The sequence below is a fragment of the Thioalkalivibrio denitrificans genome, assembly GCF_002000365.1.
GTDB lineage: Bacteria > Pseudomonadota > Gammaproteobacteria > Ectothiorhodospirales > Ectothiorhodospiraceae > Thioalkalivibrio_A > Thioalkalivibrio_A denitrificans.
On record NZ_MVBK01000048.1, the window covers coordinates 19,686 to 36,374 of the forward strand.

Annotated in this window: 16 protein-coding genes and 1 pseudogene; 13 read left to right on the top strand and 4 right to left on the bottom strand. The window is 54.9% G+C overall.

Annotation, left to right across the window (positions count from 1 at the left end):
- Position 1 precedes the first annotated feature (1 nt).
- Entirely contained in the window at positions 2-184 is a 183-nt protein-coding gene (locus B1C78_RS17840; protein ID WP_245795381.1) for a site-specific integrase, read from the bottom strand.
- Positions 185-459: 275 nt separating this feature from the next.
- On the opposite strand from B1C78_RS17840, the gene B1C78_RS17385 reads away from it, so the two are divergent.
- The 4 genes from B1C78_RS17385 to B1C78_RS08900 all read left to right on the top strand — a co-directional run bounded on the left by B1C78_RS17385 (position 460) and on the right by B1C78_RS08900 (position 5,098).
- Complete coding sequence (locus B1C78_RS17385; RefSeq protein WP_139349862.1) at positions 460-1,176, top strand: hypothetical protein; 717 nt, start codon at positions 460-462, stop codon at positions 1,174-1,176.
- 863 nt (positions 1,177-2,039) lie between these two features.
- Complete coding sequence (locus B1C78_RS08890; RefSeq protein WP_077278808.1) at positions 2,040-2,909, top strand: S1 family peptidase; 870 nt, start codon at positions 2,040-2,042, stop codon at positions 2,907-2,909.
- 631 nt (positions 2,910-3,540) lie between these two features.
- The gene (locus tag B1C78_RS08895) at positions 3,541-4,062 is read left to right on the top strand and encodes a hypothetical protein (RefSeq protein ID WP_139349863.1); all 522 of its coding nucleotides are present in this window, start codon (positions 3,541-3,543) and stop codon (positions 4,060-4,062) included.
- A 565-nt stretch (positions 4,063-4,627) separates the two neighbouring features.
- Positions 4,628-5,098 carry a hypothetical protein gene (locus B1C78_RS08900; protein ID WP_139349864.1) on the top strand — a complete coding sequence of 157 codons (471 nt, stop codon included), beginning with the start codon at positions 4,628-4,630 and terminating at the stop codon, positions 5,096-5,098.
- A 207-nt stretch (positions 5,099-5,305) separates the two neighbouring features.
- On the opposite strand, the gene B1C78_RS08905 is transcribed toward B1C78_RS08900, so the two are convergent.
- Positions 5,306-5,854, bottom strand: a complete 549-nt coding sequence (locus tag B1C78_RS08905) for a transposase (protein ID WP_077278811.1) — start codon at positions 5,852-5,854, stop codon at positions 5,306-5,308.
- A gap of 128 nt (positions 5,855-5,982) precedes the next feature.
- Here B1C78_RS08905 and B1C78_RS08910 point away from each other — a divergent pair, with 128 nt between their 5' ends.
- The 7 genes from B1C78_RS08910 (at position 5,983) to B1C78_RS08940 (ending at position 14,025) form a co-directional block, all read left to right on the top strand.
- Entirely contained in the window at positions 5,983-7,419 is a 1,437-nt protein-coding gene (locus B1C78_RS08910; RefSeq protein ID WP_077278812.1) for a toll/interleukin-1 receptor domain-containing protein, read from the top strand.
- 383 nt (positions 7,420-7,802) lie between these two features.
- On the top strand, positions 7,803-9,743 hold the full coding sequence (gene qatA, locus B1C78_RS08915; RefSeq protein ID WP_175628267.1) for a Qat anti-phage system ATPase QatA: 1,941 nt from the start codon (positions 7,803-7,805) through the stop codon (positions 9,741-9,743).
- Entirely contained in the window at positions 9,743-10,624 is an 882-nt protein-coding gene (qatB, locus tag B1C78_RS17990; protein WP_342745156.1) for a Qat anti-phage system associated protein QatB, read from the top strand. The genes qatA and qatB overlap by 1 nt, the downstream gene beginning before the upstream one ends.
- Positions 10,621-11,988 carry a Qat anti-phage system QueC-like protein QatC gene (gene qatC, locus B1C78_RS08925; RefSeq protein WP_217698021.1) on the top strand — a complete coding sequence of 456 codons (1,368 nt, stop codon included), beginning with the start codon at positions 10,621-10,623 and terminating at the stop codon, positions 11,986-11,988. The genes qatB and qatC overlap by 4 nt, the downstream gene beginning before the upstream one ends.
- The gene (gene qatD / locus B1C78_RS08930) at positions 11,985-12,758 is read left to right on the top strand and encodes a Qat anti-phage system TatD family nuclease QatD (protein WP_077278815.1); all 774 of its coding nucleotides are present in this window, start codon (positions 11,985-11,987) and stop codon (positions 12,756-12,758) included. Before qatC ends, qatD begins: the two co-directional genes overlap by 4 nt.
- 345 nt (positions 12,759-13,103) lie before the next feature.
- Positions 13,104-13,520, top strand: coding sequence for a type II RES/Xre toxin-antitoxin system antitoxin (gene parS / locus B1C78_RS08935; RefSeq protein WP_175628268.1), 417 nt, complete (start codon positions 13,104-13,106; stop codon positions 13,518-13,520).
- 151 nt (positions 13,521-13,671) lie between these two features.
- Positions 13,672-14,025, top strand: coding sequence for a hypothetical protein (locus tag B1C78_RS08940; RefSeq protein WP_077278817.1), 354 nt, complete (start codon positions 13,672-13,674; stop codon positions 14,023-14,025).
- Between the two features lie 220 nt (positions 14,026-14,245).
- On the opposite strand, the gene B1C78_RS08945 is transcribed toward B1C78_RS08940, so the two are convergent.
- Positions 14,246-15,028, bottom strand: a complete 783-nt coding sequence (locus tag B1C78_RS08945; protein ID WP_175628269.1) for a DNA/RNA non-specific endonuclease — start codon at positions 15,026-15,028, stop codon at positions 14,246-14,248.
- 15 nt (positions 15,029-15,043) lie between these two features.
- A complete protein-coding gene (gene csrA, locus B1C78_RS08950) occupies positions 15,044-15,256 on the bottom strand; it encodes a carbon storage regulator CsrA (RefSeq protein WP_342745157.1) in 213 nt (70 codons plus the stop codon).
- 188 nt (positions 15,257-15,444) lie between these two features.
- Between csrA and B1C78_RS08955 the strand changes: the two genes are divergently transcribed.
- Entirely contained in the window at positions 15,445-15,732 is a 288-nt protein-coding gene (locus B1C78_RS08955; protein WP_077278819.1) for a plasmid mobilization protein, read from the top strand.
- Positions 15,733-16,271: 539 nt separating this feature from the next.
- Positions 16,272-16,565, top strand: a pseudogene (locus B1C78_RS17845) (hypothetical protein); the annotation flags it as partial.
- Positions 16,566-16,689: the final 124 nt, after the last annotated feature.

The window sequence follows — 16,689 nt, forward strand, 5'->3', positions numbered from 1 at the left end:
CTCAGAGCGTCTGATTCCGCGTGCCGGCGCTGACCCGCTTTTTCACTGCGAGGTGCTCGAGAAACGCCCGCACCTGCGCCGCCGCAGTCTCCTCCGGCAGGCCGTTCGAACAGAACAGCAGAAAACGGCAGATCCACTGCTCGTAGTTCTGCTCGGTGCGGTAGGCATAACCGCGCCTGCGGATCTCGGAAGTGAGAGGTGCTAGGCATGTGACATCTGCTTATCGAGATCACGGGCGTCCTGCCCGAAGAAGCTGGAATGCGCGGTTATGCTAAGACGCAGCACTGTTTATTACAGTACGACGCAGCGGTACTATCGCCATTACGACCGCCGTCGCCGAAATCACTCTTAGAGCGCGGACCAGTCGAGTTTATCGGCTCAGGGTTTTTCCCCGGTTTCACGGACCTCCCGGCACTGGGCGAAACTGAGCCAGTACTGCTTCATCCGATTGAGGCATAGATGAACGACAAGACCGAACCCCAAGATTCAGCCGAAGCCGAAGCAAATGCGCATGCCTCTCTAGAGTTCGAGAGGACGAAATACGAGGCGATCCAAGAGAAGGAAGATCGCGAATATCAACTGCGCCTTCGCGAACTTGAGCTACGAGAACGCGAAGCAAATCGGTCTCAATTGAAGAATCCACTCGTGTTAGCGATCGTCGCGGCCACACTAGCAGCAATAGGCAACGGCGTAGTTGCGTGGGTCAATGCGGATAATCAGAGAAAAGTCGAGGAGAATAGAGAATCGCTTAGCAAGGAGCTCGAATCGAGGCGAGTCGAATCCTTGGCGATGCTTGAAGTACTAAAATCAGAAGCGCCATGTGATGGTGTTAGTAAGCTTCAAGTTGCATTAGATATTGGCTTGGTATCCGACTCAAACCGCCAAGCGGAATTACGGCAATTTCTTTCGGCTTCGTCAGATTCCAATCAGTGTCCGCAGGCCACAGTAGATTCGAAGCCAATTGTCGCGCCCGTCGAGCCGATCACAGTAAGTCTGAGCACCGGCTGGCTCGGTGGTGGCCACAATCAACTACAGCAATGTCGAATCTTACGGAGTGCGGTTGAGTCGGAATATCCCGACAGAACGATTCTCTTGGTAGGGTCATCAGAGGAAAGCAAAAAGGACTTCTTAGGGCGGGTGGAGTACAAGTATTTCTGCACATTCGAGGTGCAATGAGTGATCCGCCTTTTATTGCAAACAGCTATTAAGGCAGATTGCGGGCTTGCTCGCAGCGGGCTCTAACAATCGCATGTAATCGGACGCATCGCTGCTCGCTTCGCTCACCACGGCGCGCCGCTGATGCGAGACGTTAGCGCGCCCCGCAAAGCGTGGCGCATCTGGTCGGGTGAGAGTCCCGACATGGTAAGGGTTAACCACCCACCATTACCGAGTGTTGCGCCTCTGGCGGAACGGTGCCTTGGTCGTGAAGATTGGGGCGTGCGTGAACAAGAGAGGTGAAGCGAACATAGGGTATGTTGCAGGCGGTTTGGAGACCTAGCTCCTTAGATGGAATCGCTTCGAAATGAACAGTCCCGGTTGGCCAGCGTTGTAACTTGCGTGAAGCCCATACGAAGCAAGCGCATTGGTTAGCCTGTAGCGAGCCGGCGGAGTTCTCAATCTGCGGCACGTAACAAGAGATGCGTGATGAACGCGGGAGGCTCCGTGGGCTCCAAGGGAAGGGTAAAGCACATGCGGACCGCTACAAACGGGATGAAGGCCGATGGGGAGTCGGATCATCTCATAGTACTCGGAGACGGTAGGGCCGATCACATGGGGACGGGGATGACGGTCATGCGTAACTTGCAAAGACAACTCGCGCCGGACAATGTAGGGCCGGAGCTCGACGAGCCAACCTCCTCGCAGGGGCTATCTATGAGCAGTATTGCTGCTTCTACGAATGTGAGCATGATTGAGGAGCCCGGTGCGGGAAAACTGCACGCCGGGATCTGTGCAGGGGGCGCCGGCTAACCGGCGTCCCTACTGCGACGGCCATATGCCGCAGGCACAATCAATAGAAGCAAGAAGTAGGGGTTGTGGATATGTCCGCAAGACAACTGCCGATTGAACACGCGCTGGTCCGATCGACGGTCCGATTGCTTGCTGGGCCAGCGTCCGGTGACCCCACTTCGGTGGGAACTGGATTCTTCTACAAGGTCGTCCACCCGCAGAAGGATATCGCCAAGATCCTTATTGTCACGAACAAGCATGTTGTTCGCGGCGCCGATGTTGTTCACTTTGTTCTTTCGTCTGCACTATCCGTCCGCGCACTTGATGAACAGCACCAGCCAAGGGGACACAAGGACCAGAAGTTCATGCTGCCACTGAACGGAAACACATACCTGCATCCTAATCCAAACATCGACCTCTGTGCAATTGACGTCACGATCCCTGTTGGCCAGGTTCTTCAGACGGGCGCCCAGCTCCGCTCAATGTTCATCGACTCCAGTTGGCTACCAGAACCTGAGGCTAGGCCGATCATTCGCGACGTGGAGCAGGTGCTTGTAGTCGGGTATCCAAGAGGGCTGTGGGACAGCCACAACAACATGCCCATTGCTCGGCTAGGTATTACCGCAACTCATCCGCTCGCCCACTACCAAAACAAGCGTGAGTTTCTCGTCGATGTCGCGGCTTTTCCGGGATCTAGCGGCTCGCCGGTCTTCACCTATGAGGCTCCGATGTTTCGGCAGGGGGATGGCGCATATACGCCTGGCACTAAGGTTCAGTTCGTTGGGGTCGTGTGGGGCGTGGTCGAATGGAACGTAGAGGGAGAGCTAAAGGTGGTGGAGATTCCGTCCGCCCTTAAACAGGTGCCTGTGGTCAGCTCGTCGCTTAGCCTTGCCATCGCGCTGCATGCCGATGCAACTTTGGAACTAGACGCGCAATTCTTCCCGGACCGCCGGGACGTGTAGAAATTCGGCTATGGCTGAGGCCGAGCCCTTGAGAGGGGATAGGATAACCTGACGTTATGCTGCGCGACTGAGAGGAGTCGATGAGTTATTTGCCTAAAGCTCTTCCGTTGTTATTAGGTGCTGTTTTTCCGTGCTTTGCTGACGGGCGATTGACGCAGCACGTACAGCCATTTTCAGCTACGTGCGAGGAAGCCTCAGCTCGAACCTTTATTGAATCGACGGATTTCGAGGGAGCTCATACCCCGGGGGGGTGGAGTCACGAGGGCACGGCCGGAGGTGAATGGCACTTCAAGTATGGAGGCGGTGGTCAACTAGCTGTTGATGGTAAAAATGTTCAGATAGTCGCGTCGCACGATGGGGTTCTCCTGGCGGCTACGTATGGCTCAACCGGAATTGGCACAAACGGATGGCTATACGCTGTACATCGTGGATTAAACAAAATCGTCGCTACTACCGCTGGCGGCTACGGTGGCTACGATGCGCTCGGTTCTGGTGTCGTGATCCGCTCTGTGGAGCTTCGTTGTACCTTCAGTGAATGAAATGTCACGTCATAACCGCGCCATGCAACCAACGCGCATACCTCGCGTAGTAGATTGCAGGCGTTATGTTTCTCTGACTGAGGAATCGTTCCATGAGTAAACCAGTGTGGTTCCTCCTGATCGAGCAGTGGAAAGTCAAGGGGATGGGTGCGACAGGTATCACGCTCCCTTTCTTGGTCGGTGCTTTAGCGCGTATCCAAGGAATGAGGCCGTCTACTAAAACCATCCGGGACGTGTTGCAGGAGATTGTTGCAAATCCATTTCAGGGTTACGTCACTGAAGTTCGTTGGTGTGCGAATGTCGATGCACCAGTTATTTCTGTATCAAAGCGGAATGTCGGTACTATGCCTTTCATGAGTCACTTTGCCAGCCCAAGAGGCGAGATCTCGTTGGGCTTCAGTCAGGATGTTCAGTCGATGTTCGGGTTGAACTGTGGCGGTTCAAGCGACTGTTTGGAAAAGTTGGTGGCGCACGCCGCTGGTCCTGTCGAGTTAGCAACTTATTCTCGAGTTCGCAATGTCGAAACCGGGAAATGGGAGTTTGCGGATTTCCTGCCGAAGGAAGTACGTTACATCCGGGAGGTCGCGGCCATTGCGGCGAGTGCAGAGTCATAAGCTACTGTTGTGTTTTCGAAATGATTGGAGATTCAATGAAGGAGGTGCGCCATGCCATGGAGTACTGAGTATGACAGGTTCTTGTCTGGTAGTGCTTGGATGGGGGCGCTCATATATTCCGTTCCAGCAATAGTCTTGATTGTGGCGTTGCAGTATTTCGACTTGACCAGGGAATATGTCGTTCCTGCTTTGATTATTTACCTTATTGGTGCATTGGCTCATATGGTCACATATGCTGCACAGGCGATATGTATTCAAATTAAAGCGTGTACGGATTACGCACTGGAGGACAATTCACGAATAACAAGAGCAATGGAGTCCGACTCGTGACTGCTTCCGCCCTTCGCTACCGCTCCGGTTGGTCACCGTCAAGCGCGGCTCATTGCCAACATGCTGTACGGATGAGTCCGTGGTAGACCAAACAGACAGAGGCAGACTAGAGCGCATCAGCGCATCCGTTAGCGAGTTACTGGCAGAGATCCAGACGATAGCGGGCAGACAGAACGTCACGGAAGCGCGATTCAGATTCCCACGGGGATACATTCGAACCACAAAAGAGACCCGGGTGCGAGTTTCCCTCTCGTATGGCCTTCTTGACGAGACCAAGATCCGGAACATCTGCTATTCGCTACAAATGGCGGACCTGTTGCGCTGGCTAGCGATCCGCACAGACTTGAATGGAATGCTGCTTTCACAGGTTGTCAAGGAGTACATCTGCATTCATGGGCACGCTGCCGATTATTTGTCGGACGCCACGTGCAGAGAGCTGGGCTTGGTCGCAGAGGGCAAACCAAAGCCGTTTAAGAAGAGAAGCTCCCTTCTTGTCGCTGGTCAACACATCCAGCCGGAGACGAAGCGGGAAATCGATTGGATCTGGGATATTCGGCGCCGTGAGCACCCCGACAGACTCGACGAATTGGAAACCAATCAGTACGGCCGGGAAGATGCGATTAGGGCGCGGAAGGGTTTTGAAGTGTTCACAGAGCAGGCGGGCCACGCGATCATCGCAAGTCAGTTTGATTCTTTGGACAAGTAGCGCATGTATGGGACGCGCCGTGCGCCACTGAGCTAACAGGCCGTTGAAAATGTCATGGATTCGTCCTGCCCATCATCCTTCGAACCCAGATTCAGGCGGGTCGGCTGCTATGGAGCCCGAAAAGCGCTCGTTCGATGCATGGATTTCGGTGCTTCAAGGCTTCGAAATGCTGCTTTGGCGCATTCCAGGCACACCGACCCTGCGTACTCATGGCACAGCCCCCGCCAGATTGCGCATCCGCACCAGGTTGTGTGCGGCATAGGTGAGCAGACACAGATGGATGACCTTCTTCACTCCACGAAGCTTGACTTGTCTCAGGGGGCCGACCATCGTGCCCCACCCGAAGATCTCCTCGATGCGCTTGCGGACGCGCTGACTGACCGTGTACCCAGGGTGGCGCGTGGTGCGCCTATAGATCGCCGAGCGCCGGTTGCGGGTGTTCTGCGCCACATGCGGGATGGCCTCCAGACAGCGCAGGTGTGCAACGAGCTCTGCCGTGTCATAGCCCTTGTCGGCGCCGACCCCGACTCGATGCCGGCCCGCCAGGCGCGAGACCATCGCCGCCGCGGCATCGCGCTCCGCGGTGCCGCTGGCCTGGGTCAGTTCATGATCGACGATCAGGCCGTTGCGGTTCTCCATCAGAAGATGACTCTGGTAGCACAGTATCGCCGGATGCGCGTTGCCCTTGCGGTAGCTGCGCGCCTCGGGCGAGACGTAGCTGAACATCGATTCCTGCTGTCGGCGATCACCTCGCATCGTGCTTGTGCTCCCTATCGAACGATTCCGCGTATGATCAACTTTGGCGGGAGTTTTTCAACGGCCTGGTATTGCCATTACGACCACCGTCACCCAAATGAATGTTATACCCATATAGGAATCTCATAGTGGCCGCCCCTAAACTCTTCATCTCATATAGCTGGTCAAGCTCAGAACATGAGCAATGGGTTATCGAGCTCGCAACTAATCTTCGAGAGTCCGGAATTGACGTAATTCTGGATAAATGGGATTTGAAAGAAGGCCATGATGCCTACGCGTTTATGGAGCAGATGGTTAGTGATCCCGCCATAGGCAAAGTGGCGATTATTAGCGACAAAACCTACTCGGAAAAAGCCGATGGAAGATCAGGTGGTGTTGGGACAGAGACGCAGATCATCTCTAAAGAAGTTTACGAGAATCAAAAACAAGACAAGTTTGTCCTGGTTGTTTGTGAGAAAGACACGCACGGGAAGCCCTACCTCCCCACCTATTACAAGTCACGTATTTACATTGACTTGAGCGAGCCCGACTCATACGCGGAGAACTTCGAAAAGCTGTTGCGATGGGTTTTTGACAAACCACTGTACCTAAAGCCAGAGATAGGAAAACCTCCTACGTTCTTGACTGATGCCAATTCCATTTCACTTGGCACCACTCCAAGCTTTAAAAGAGCTATGGATGCAATCAAAAACAATAAAAGACATGCATCTGGAGCAATGGATGAATATTTTGAGACATTTTCACGAAATCTCGAGCGCTTCCGTATTGAAAGAACCGACAACGCACATGACGAGCTAATCGTAAAAAGTATTGAAGAGTTTCTGCCCTATCGAAATGAAGCAGTGCAACTTTTTATGGCGTTAGCTCAATACGCACCGACCGAAGAGAACATTGTAAAGCTTCATAGGTTTCTCGAAGGTTTAATACCGTATATGAGTAGACCGCCAGAAGTTACCCATTATAACGATTGGGATTTCGATAACTTCAAATTCATTGTTCACGAACTATTTCTTTATGCCTTTTCGATTCTTGTCCGATACGAACGTATCGAGCAAGCAAACTATCTAATGCATAACCAATACTACGTCGTTGGAAATAGCTATTATGGTAACGATGTTATGGTGCGCTTTCCGGTTTTTAGAGAATATATTCGTTCTCTTGAGGCGCGTAACCAACGGCTTAAGTTGCGCCGGCTCTCATTAAGGGCGGATATGCTGGAAGAAAGAAGCAAAAACTCTGGGCTAGAGTTCAGGTACTTAATGCAGGGGGATTTTATTTTGTTTATGCGAGCAGAAATTGAAGACGAAGACGGCTATTCCACTTGGTGGCCCGAAACCCTACTTTACCTGTTTAGGTTCCCTTCCAGCTTCGAGATCTTCGCAAGGGCTGTGTCCGGGAAATATTTTGAAAAGGTTAAGTGCCTTCTAGCTATAGACAAAAAAGAAGATCTTGTCGATTTGCTCTCTAGTTATAAAGGCGGCAGGCGTCGATTGCCTAGGTGGGAAGGTCGCTCGATCAACCCGCATGACCTTCTTGGCTTCGATCAGATAGCAACTAAACCATAACAACGGTATAACACTCGCATGCACTCGGCCATCGAAACGCGCCTCTCATACTTCGCTCTGCTTTTTCCGGACGGTGATGCGAAGCGTTATACATGGGGAGAAGGCTAAATGCAGAAACTCATAACAAACGACAATCGGAATACTGGAAAGGAAAATCGTAAGTCCTGGCGGATTAAAGTTCGCGTGGGGATGTTCCGGAATTGCTTAGGGCGAGTGACCGTTCTTACGGCGGCGTCGTTGCCGCCCTGATTGAACTAGGTGTCGTCGTGCCGGAGAGCACGCGTGCACCGCTACGCCTCGCCTTTCCGGCCAAGCTGGTGTCACAATGAATGCCGGCGCTATTCTCGGAGCAACACTAGATAAGGACTATGCAAAGGCACGCCATGCTGATTCCAGACCACGAAACCGCCGTTGATTTCCTGAACTACGAAGCAATCGCTGGAACTGCTGTCGAGTTGCTCAACGGTAACCGCCAGCGAGCAATCTCGATCGGCATTCACGGCGACTGGGGGGCCGGAAAGTCTAGTGTGCTGAAGATGATTGAGGAGGGTCTGTCCCGAGAAAAGGACGTCGCCTGCCTTTGGTTCAACGGCTGGGCCTTCCAGGGATTTGATGATGCCAAGACCGTCCTGATCGAGGCGATCATCAGTGAACTTGCACGGCAGCGCTCCTCATGCGGCAAGGTCAAGGATATGGCATCCGACCTGCTCAAGAGGGTTGATTGGCTCAAGCTCGCCAAACGCGGAAGCTCCTTGGCATTCGCCGCGGCAACTGGCATCCCCTCACCTGATTTGCTTAATTCTGTGCTCCAGACCCTTCGGTCAACGGTTGAACAAGCAAAGGATCTGTCTCCGGACGTGATCGAAGCACAACTTGCTGATGCGGCGTCATATCTAAAGGACGCCGAGGTCAGCAGCGTTCCGGATCAGGTCCACCAGTTCCGCGAAGACTTCAGCAAGCTTCTGGAGGAAGCGAAGATCGAGCAACTGGTTGTGTTGATCGACGACCTGGACCGCTGCCTCCCGGCGACTGCCATAGACACGCTTGAGGCTATACGACTATTCCTGTTCGTGCCCAAGACCGCGTTCGTCATTGGGGCGGACGAAGCCATGATCGAGTACGCGGTACGGCAACATTTCCCGGATCTTCCCGTCGCATCCGGGCCGATGCCTTATGCGCGCAACTACCTTGAGAAGCTCATCCAAGTGCCGTTTCGGATACCGGCCCTGGGAACGCATGAGACACGTGCCTACGTGACCCTACTTCTCGTTGAAAGTCTTGTCGGAGACGACCATGGCGGGTTCCGGCAGCTCTTGCAGAAGGCGAAGGATGATCTGAATCAGCCATGGCTCGGTAATGGGATTAATCAGGCGGAAGTTGCCGACGTGGACTCCACTCGCAAGGATGAACTGATCGGAACGTTTGTGTTGGCGCAGCAGATTGGTCCTATCCTGGCCGAGGGAACAAAAGGGAATCCACGCCAGATCAAGAGGTTCCTCAACGCCCTCCTGGTTCGTCAGGCCATTGCGCGTGCTCGTGGATTTGCAGATCGAGTCGGTCAGACCGCCTTGGCGAAACTGATGCTCGCCGAACGATTCCAGCCGGACTTCTATGAAGATATCGTCAGGATGGCGATGATCGCAGAAGAAGGCAAAGTCACCGAGCTTCATCTGTTCGAAGAACGGATGCGAGGCGAGGGAGAAAAGAAGAAGTCCGCGAAGAAGCCCGAGGCAGAGGCGGAGGAGACGACTGAAGAACGAACGAGAGAAATTATTGACAAATGGTTTGAGCGGGACTGGCTGAAGTCATGGGCCAGTATTGAGCCGGCTCTGGGTAACGTTGATTTGCGGCCATACGCATTCGTTGCCCGTGACAAAAAGATTCTTTCTGTAGCATCGGACATTGGCGGGCTTGACGGCCTCGTCGACAAGTTGTCCGGAACCGGCGACCTTGCCATTCGTAGTGTCGAGACCGAAATCAAGGCACTGCAACCCGCCGAAGCACGACAAGTCTTCGACATGTTGCGGGAACGGGTGCTCCGCCAAGGCAACTACCAGACCGAGCCTGCCGGTTTTAGAGGTCTGAGCATCATCGCCAAGCACCACCTTCCCTTCCAGTCCGAGTTAGTTTCCCTGATTGGCAGCATCGATCCGTCATCGTTGGGAGTATGGATCGTGAAGGGATGGAACGAGATATTGACCCGGCCAGAAGCCAAACAACAGTTTGGGTCGGTGCTGACACATTGGAGCGGCCAGGATGCTAATAAACCGCTGAAACGGGCGGCCGAGAAGGCTCTGCCCGGCTGGAACAAGGGAGGGAGATAATGGGCACGTCAGGATCATCGCGTGGACCCGGTTCCGGAACGCCACTGGTACCGACTTGGCTCGACGAGCCAACCACCAATCCTGTATCGGGAAACGATGACGTATCACAAGATCAGGTAGACGGAGATGACACTGATGGTTCGAATGCCGGACCGGACAGCAAACCAGAACCACGTCCTCCCATCCAGCTACCGCCAGAGCCAAGTCGATTTCAATCGGCAAGGACAAACTTCACGCGCTTTGCGCGATCTGGGGGCAGCGATACCGGTGCCCTGAGACGAGGCATCAGGGACTATGTCCGCAGCGGGACACGGGGCGCGCGAAGCGCCACGCAACGCATGGGCTCCGCACGCACGACGGCAAGCGGAGCGCTTGGAGTGTTCCGGGGTCTCCTGCGTGACGGCGTAGAAACCACGCTACGCCGTCTTGATCTCAATAACCTTGTCGGGCGGTCCGCAGAGGATCTTCTCGTCGGCCTGACGGACACGATCTGTCACGATGGCGGGTCCATAGACGAAGCGATCGGTCGCGATGCATGGCTGGAGACCGTAGCGGAACTGGATCAGTTCGGAATAGATGACCTGGATTCACTCACGACGGCGCAGGTCAGCGCGATATTCATGGCCTATGTATCTCACGCGATAGAGGCCCGCCTGTTCCAGGACATCGGGATCAACGGATTTCATGTCTCCGCCAGCGTCTCCGAGACCGAAAGTTTCGAACGTCAGCTCAGGGACTACATTCGCCGTTCCGTCAGGGATTCCTTTTCATCGGACCTGAGCAGTCTGCCCAACCTTCGAGACAAGGAAATCAACGACATCGTTGACGGCACTTATACGGATGCATGGAGTTTGCTGGAAGCCTGGGGAGATATGGAATGATCAGACGACATAGCATTCTGGCAAGACTTGGCCCTGCCGACACAAGCAAGGTCACGATCCATGAACCACGATCCGCCACCACAGAGATACGCTTCATAGATGGCGAAAAGCGGCTCGGCTATGGTCTGGGACAGATAATCGACCAGCTCGCCAGACGCGGGCTTTATCCCACGGAGGATGCCGCCGACCTCGCCATCCTTGCCGGCACGGTCACCGCTGCTGATACGAGGATAAATCGAGGGAGCGAATCGCAGGATAGCTGGACCAGGGAGATCGATATCTACGTACCGGTAAGGGCTCCAGACCGTTGGAACGCGATTGCTCCGCTGACTGAAAGGATGCTGCATTTTCTCACCGGTGACAGGTGGCGGTTGTTCTTCCGAAGTCGCCACAAAGTCTATAAGACTCTTATCGAGACCCCGCCGATTGCGGTCGGATCACCCTTTTCCAGCGTGTGCCTTTTTTCCGGCGGACTCGACAGCTTCACAGGCGCGGTTGACCTTCTCGAAGGAGGTGAGAATCCGATATTCGTCAGCCACTATTGGGACGCCAGTACGCGCTCACAGCTACCCTGTGCAACTGTCCTTGGAAAGGAGTACGGGGACCTGTACTCTCGCCATGTCCGTGCGCGCGTCGGCTTTCCAGCGGACTTGGTCAGCGGGTCCGCTCCAGAGAACTCGCTTCGCGCACGCTCGTTTCTGTTCTTCAGTCTGGCCGCGCTTACAGCAAGTTGCCTGAGCGGAAAAAGTACGATCTATGTGCCGGAGAACGGGCTCATCTCACTAAACGTTCCGCTCGACGTGCTCCGCCTTGGCGCCTGGAGCACGAGGACCACACACCCCTTCTACATGGCCAGATGGCAGGAACTCTTCGACACATTGGGATTTCCATTCACCATGGAGAACCCATATCGCTTCAAGACCAAGGGGGAGATGCTTAGCCAGTGCAAGAACAAGATCTTCCTCGAAAAACACGGGCATGAAACGATCTCCTGCTCGTCATACATGAAATCACGACACAAGAAACTGCCTCACGGACATTGCGGCTATTGCGTCCCATGCCTCATTCGCCGCGCATCGATCAAAGCCGCGTTTGGCCATGATCGAACGGACTATGTAATCATCCCCGACCTGATGTCCCGCACATTGGACGCCTCAAGAGCAGAGGGCGAAGACGTTCGATCGTTTCAGATGACGGCGTCACGCTTGAAACGGAAACCTGACCTTGCCAGGTTACTGGTTCACAAGCCAGGACCGCTCTCCGATTACACAGACGGCGAAATTGCCGCATATGCCGATGTTTTCCGCCGAGGCATTGCCGAGGTCGGAAAGCTCGTCGAAAACGTGAAAGTCAGACCGCTATGACCTCCAAGTCCGCGCCTCAAGGCTATGATTTCCACTGTCACATTGACCTCTATCCGGATCCGCCGGCGATGATTGCTGCTTGTGAGCGTGACAGGATACTGACCCTGGCCGTGACTACGACACCGAAGGCGTGGCCGCAGAACCGGAAATGGACGGCTTCAAGTAACTTCGTCCATGCAGCAGTAGGACTTCACCCGGAGCTCGTTGGCGAGCGCCATGAAGAAATCGATTTGCTCGAACAATATGTCGCAGAGTCATCCTTGATTGGCGAAATCGGACTCGATGGAAGTCCTCAGTATCGGGACAGTTGGGAGAATCAGAAGGATGTCTTTTCACGGGTGTTGCGGAAGGCCCAGGCCCATGGTGGTCGTGTTGTCAGCATCCATAGCCGCCGTGCGACCACGGAAGTCGTGGAGATAATACAAGAACTCACGACTCCTGACCATGTTATATGCATCTTACACTGGTTTTCCGGACCGAAGTCTGTTGCCATGCAAGCGGCGTCGGCGGGATGCTATTTCTCCATCAACAGCCAGATGTTCCAATCCAAACAGGGAACGGATATTGTCAAAACCTTGCCAATCGACAGACTGTTAACCGAAACGGACGGTCCGTTCACGAAGCTAGCCAACCGGCACAGCGTCCCGTGTGATGTATTGTCTTTACCAGAGCGCATAGCGGAACTGCGTAGTGCAAGTCGCCAGCAGATAAATGATGCGATCTCCCGAAACGCCCGATACGTATTGGAAAAGGCCGATATCCGTTTCTGACAAGCTACTGCGGAGTCCGGATCGCAATACGGCATCCACGATAAAGCCGCGAGAGGGATCATCACCGAATGGCGGAGACGGGAACACCTGACTCCGGGCGCGCAGGGCTTAGAGCCCGGTCCGGTGCCACCGGACGCGCCCCAAGAGGGGAACTACAATTGACCAGTGAGACGATACGCCCCGTGCGGCCGTACAATGGTTACGTGCTGCTTCGCTCGCGTAAGGGCGATCCTGGAGATTCACCCTATGACCGGCACTCAGTCGTCGAGGCCCACTAGCAACCGTATGCGCGCTTCTCGTGTGGATAAGTGTCGGGATCGGAAAGAATTGCGCGAGAGCCCGGCAATGAGGGCCTATGGCATTCTAACGAACAGGCGGTCTGATACTGGTGCCACCATCGAGTCAATAACCGAACATATCAAGAAGGGCCTTAATGTCATGGCGGTCCAGCACCTTGGAAGGTGTCTGGGTCTCTCTGTGAATGATGTCCTCGGGGTCATCAGGATGTCGCCGAGGGCATATGCCAGACGGCGGCATTCAGGTGCCTCTCTTGGACTTCTGTACTCTGATCGGGCCTATCGTATCGCGAGAGTTATCGTGCTTGCGGAGGAGGTATTTGGTAGCGGAGACATCGCCCACGACTGGCTCGTCTCGTACAATAGAGCGCTAGGCGCGAAGCCTTATGAACTGCTCGACACAGAAGTCGGTGTCGAGCGAGTAAGGACCGTACTTGGTCGGATAGAATTCGGCGTTTATAGCTAAAAGGATTGGATTGGTTGCCGTTGACACTGGCATGGGAAGGCTTTGGCAGAGCGCTAGGGTCTCCCTGCCCAAAGCGGTGACGTACCGCTCTGAGGCATGGTGCCGCATGGGTTCTTGCCGCTGTCTCAACGACGCATCGCATGGTAGAAGAGTGGAGACAATTTACGAACAACACGAAAGGATGTTTCTGGAGGCGTGGAAGCACGGTGTGCGCCTCGCTGGCCCGGAGTATTTTAACGTTTTAGTCCCTGACGTAGACGCAGCGACCGACAAGAACCAGCGTCGTCCCAACAGAGAGGCTATCGAGGCCGTTATCGATGCTCTAGGTAGTGGGGAGAGTGTTTTCCTGGACAGCATGTACTCTTTCTACAATTCGGAAGTGAGGCATATGCTCCTAGAGAGCCTCGACCGGAAAATGGTGAATATCTGTGACATAGCAGCGGCATTGGACGGCGAGCGCAAAGAGGTCATTGGGGATTTACTGCGGTACTACCCGGGCTGGTAGGGTTCAGGATCTCCAGCTTCGCTAGGAGTACCGCATGCTGCGATGCGATATCTCCGCTCGATGGACAGCCGTATGAGATGCCAACGGATGACGCGTAGTGAAGGCTCGCGGCCCTAAGTCTTATACAGTGGTCGCCAGTTGCGGAGGACCTGCGGCCCGCCTCCATGCCCTCGGATCCCGTAAGCCTTGAGCAGTCCCGCGAGCACGCGGTTCTTGCCAATTAGTCGAGCGGACAGCCCAAGCGTTCCATGAGATCGCCATGATTGAACCTGACGATCACATCAGGGGCGGCATCAAGACCATGAAAGAATCGAAGGCTCGTGCGCGATTCAATGTCTGACAATTGAGCCGACTTGGTGCAATGAGTGGCGTTTCGGGGTGTGCCCTGATCCATTACAAAGCCAGCCGCGAGAAGTTGACCATCACCAGCAATCGCGACAATCTTCCAGTAAGCGCTTGGGATCATGTGAGCCTTGTCCGTAGTCGGCAGCGAAGGCATGGCCCGTTCATAAAGCGGCCCGGTCATGACGTAGACAGCCCCTGATTCATGGGAAAGAGCCCGCACCGCCGCTTCCAACCTTGCCCATGCGCCCTGGTTCAATGCGGCCGACTGCGGGGTTATGTTGGATAGCAGGTTCGTATCGGGCCAATAGCTTGTTCCTGAGAAACTCGCCAGTGGGGCTTGGTGGCCACGATCAGTCCCTAGTACGCGGTTCGCATCGCGGTAATCTTCCGGCGCCAGTGTTTCATGGTCCGCGAGGATAGGATCCTTTCGCCAGTTTCTGGCCTGGCTCCGCCCGATTGAGTCAGGCGTAACCCGATAGGCGACCCAATCAGAGAACTTCGTCAGATCATTGGAACTGAGAATATGCGTGGGGCGGATTATCAGGTCATTCCCTGAGGGAGACCCCGCGGGGCACCCATAGAGGCAGTGGGCAGGACTGTGAATTTCGAGGGCGAGCGCACCGGACAGGCCACAGAAAAGCAAGAGAATCGTCGACATGATCCTAGACATACATCATGCCCGCGGCCATATGTCTTTCTCGCTCTCGGTGGCGTCGTCTTGACGCTCAAGCAACTCACCCCGAAGAATCGTTATGTGATCCGGGGCTTTGACCCCGACCTTCACCTGGCGCCCTTCAACATTTATCAGCGTGATTTCGATATCATCACCGATCAGGAGTGACTCACCTGGTCTGCGTGTCAGGATAAGCATAGACCGAACCTCCATGTCCGTAAGAGAAAAGGTTTGCGTCCCATGGCGGGACAAGACATCGTAACGTATGGCGTGCTGGAGTCAATATCGCTGGCCCAATTACCCAGGTTCGCGTTCCTCATCCTTGGGCGGGCTTCGCTTGAGGGCCGCAAGGGGGGATAATCGTTAGGGTGGCTCCCCACCGGTCGATTCCGGGAGGAAAAATGCGCACTAGGAACAAGCGGATCGTAGTTCATGTGACCAAGACCGAGCACGCCCGGATCACCAAGGGCGCGGAGCAGGCCGGCTTGTCTATCAGCGCATTCATGCGCCGCGCTGCCTTCGAGGCTCAGATCAAGGACGATGAATTGGCCCTGCTAGCGCTGATTGATGCCGTCATGGAGGGAACCGAACGGGCGGAGCGAGCCATAGACGATACCCTGGAACATGTTGCTCTTTCGAATCAGCGTATAAGTCGGATGGAGGCACGCGCTAGGCATCACAGAGGCTGATATACGCTTGGCCCACTGGCTGTTAAGTGCTGTTGGCATGAATGCTCCGGACAGGCAAGGCTCAGGCGGACTCTAGTCAGACGTATCGCTTGGCGGGCGTGTGGCGCGAGGACAGCCGAGTCACATTTGGGTCTTCTCGTGTTCACCGATGAACCCGGAGGCAGTCGATCCGGCCCATCGGACACGTAACACGACTCCCGGCCCTCGACACTCGAGTAGCTTCAGCGCACCCGGGGCAAGAGGTCGGACTTTCATCTCAAGCCTCAGGGCTCGCGTTTTGCCTTCGTGGCTTGGCGAACGTGTTCGCGTAGGCTAGAGAAATACGCTCTCCCAGCGGGTTTCGCCGGCGCCGACGCTGCGCCGGCAAGCAGCTGGTCGCGCAACCTCTGCCGGTCCTGGTCGCGCCCGATGAGCGCACAAACATACTCATTGTGTGTGTCATAGCCACGCCGTCGGACCTGTTGGTCGACGAAGGCCGCGAGGCCGCTGGGTACGGGAATACGCAGTTTTCTCATAGCCGGAAGCTAGATGCTAAAGCAGGAGTTGGCAAGACCGAGATGATCAGCCGGCGAGGACCTTGGCGCAACATTGATGCGGTCGAGTACGCCACCCTTGAATGGCTGGAATGGTTCAACCACCGCCGGCTGCTGGAGCCTATCGGCAACATCCCGTCGGCAGGGTTGGAAGCGGCGTATTATCGCCAACAGGAAGAGTCGGCCATGGGGCATGACACAAACAAACTGGTCTCCGGAAAACCCGGGGCGGTTCAGAGTGCCACGAGAACCCCAGGTGAGGAATCGGTGGTAGAGATCATCGTTCTGGCTTGTGACTGAGTGAATCTAGATAGTTGTCACGGAAATCTTCCCCATCGTCTTTCTTCTTTACCTTAGAAGGCGCTGCCGACCAACGAGCCGAGTGCTTGGTGCTCGTAAGGAAGAGCCCCTTTATACGCTTGCT

Coding starts and splice junctions, on each gene's coding strand:
- B1C78_RS17385 (WP_139349862.1), top strand. CDS start 460: ATGAACGACAAGACCGAACCCCAAGATTCAGCCGAAGCCGAAGCAAAT.
- B1C78_RS08890 (WP_077278808.1), top strand. CDS start 2,040: ATGTCCGCAAGACAACTGCCGATTGAACACGCGCTGGTCCGATCGACG.
- B1C78_RS08895 (WP_139349863.1), top strand. CDS start 3,541: ATGAGTAAACCAGTGTGGTTCCTCCTGATCGAGCAGTGGAAAGTCAAG.
- B1C78_RS08905 (WP_077278811.1), bottom strand. CDS start 5,854: ATGCGAGGTGATCGCCGACAGCAGGAATCGATGTTCAGCTACGTCTCG.
- qatA (WP_175628267.1), top strand. CDS start 7,803: ATGCTGATTCCAGACCACGAAACCGCCGTTGATTTCCTGAACTACGAA.
- qatB (WP_342745156.1), top strand. CDS start 9,743: ATGGGCACGTCAGGATCATCGCGTGGACCCGGTTCCGGAACGCCACTG.
- qatC (WP_217698021.1), top strand. CDS start 10,621: ATGATCAGACGACATAGCATTCTGGCAAGACTTGGCCCTGCCGACACA.
- qatD (WP_077278815.1), top strand. CDS start 11,985: ATGACCTCCAAGTCCGCGCCTCAAGGCTATGATTTCCACTGTCACATT.
- parS (WP_175628268.1), top strand. CDS start 13,104: ATGAGGGCCTATGGCATTCTAACGAACAGGCGGTCTGATACTGGTGCC.
- B1C78_RS08945 (WP_175628269.1), bottom strand. CDS start 15,028: ATGTCGACGATTCTCTTGCTTTTCTGTGGCCTGTCCGGTGCGCTCGCC.
- csrA (WP_342745157.1), bottom strand. CDS start 15,256: ATGGAGGTTCGGTCTATGCTTATCCTGACACGCAGACCAGGTGAGTCA.
- B1C78_RS08955 (WP_077278819.1), top strand. CDS start 15,445: ATGCGCACTAGGAACAAGCGGATCGTAGTTCATGTGACCAAGACCGAG.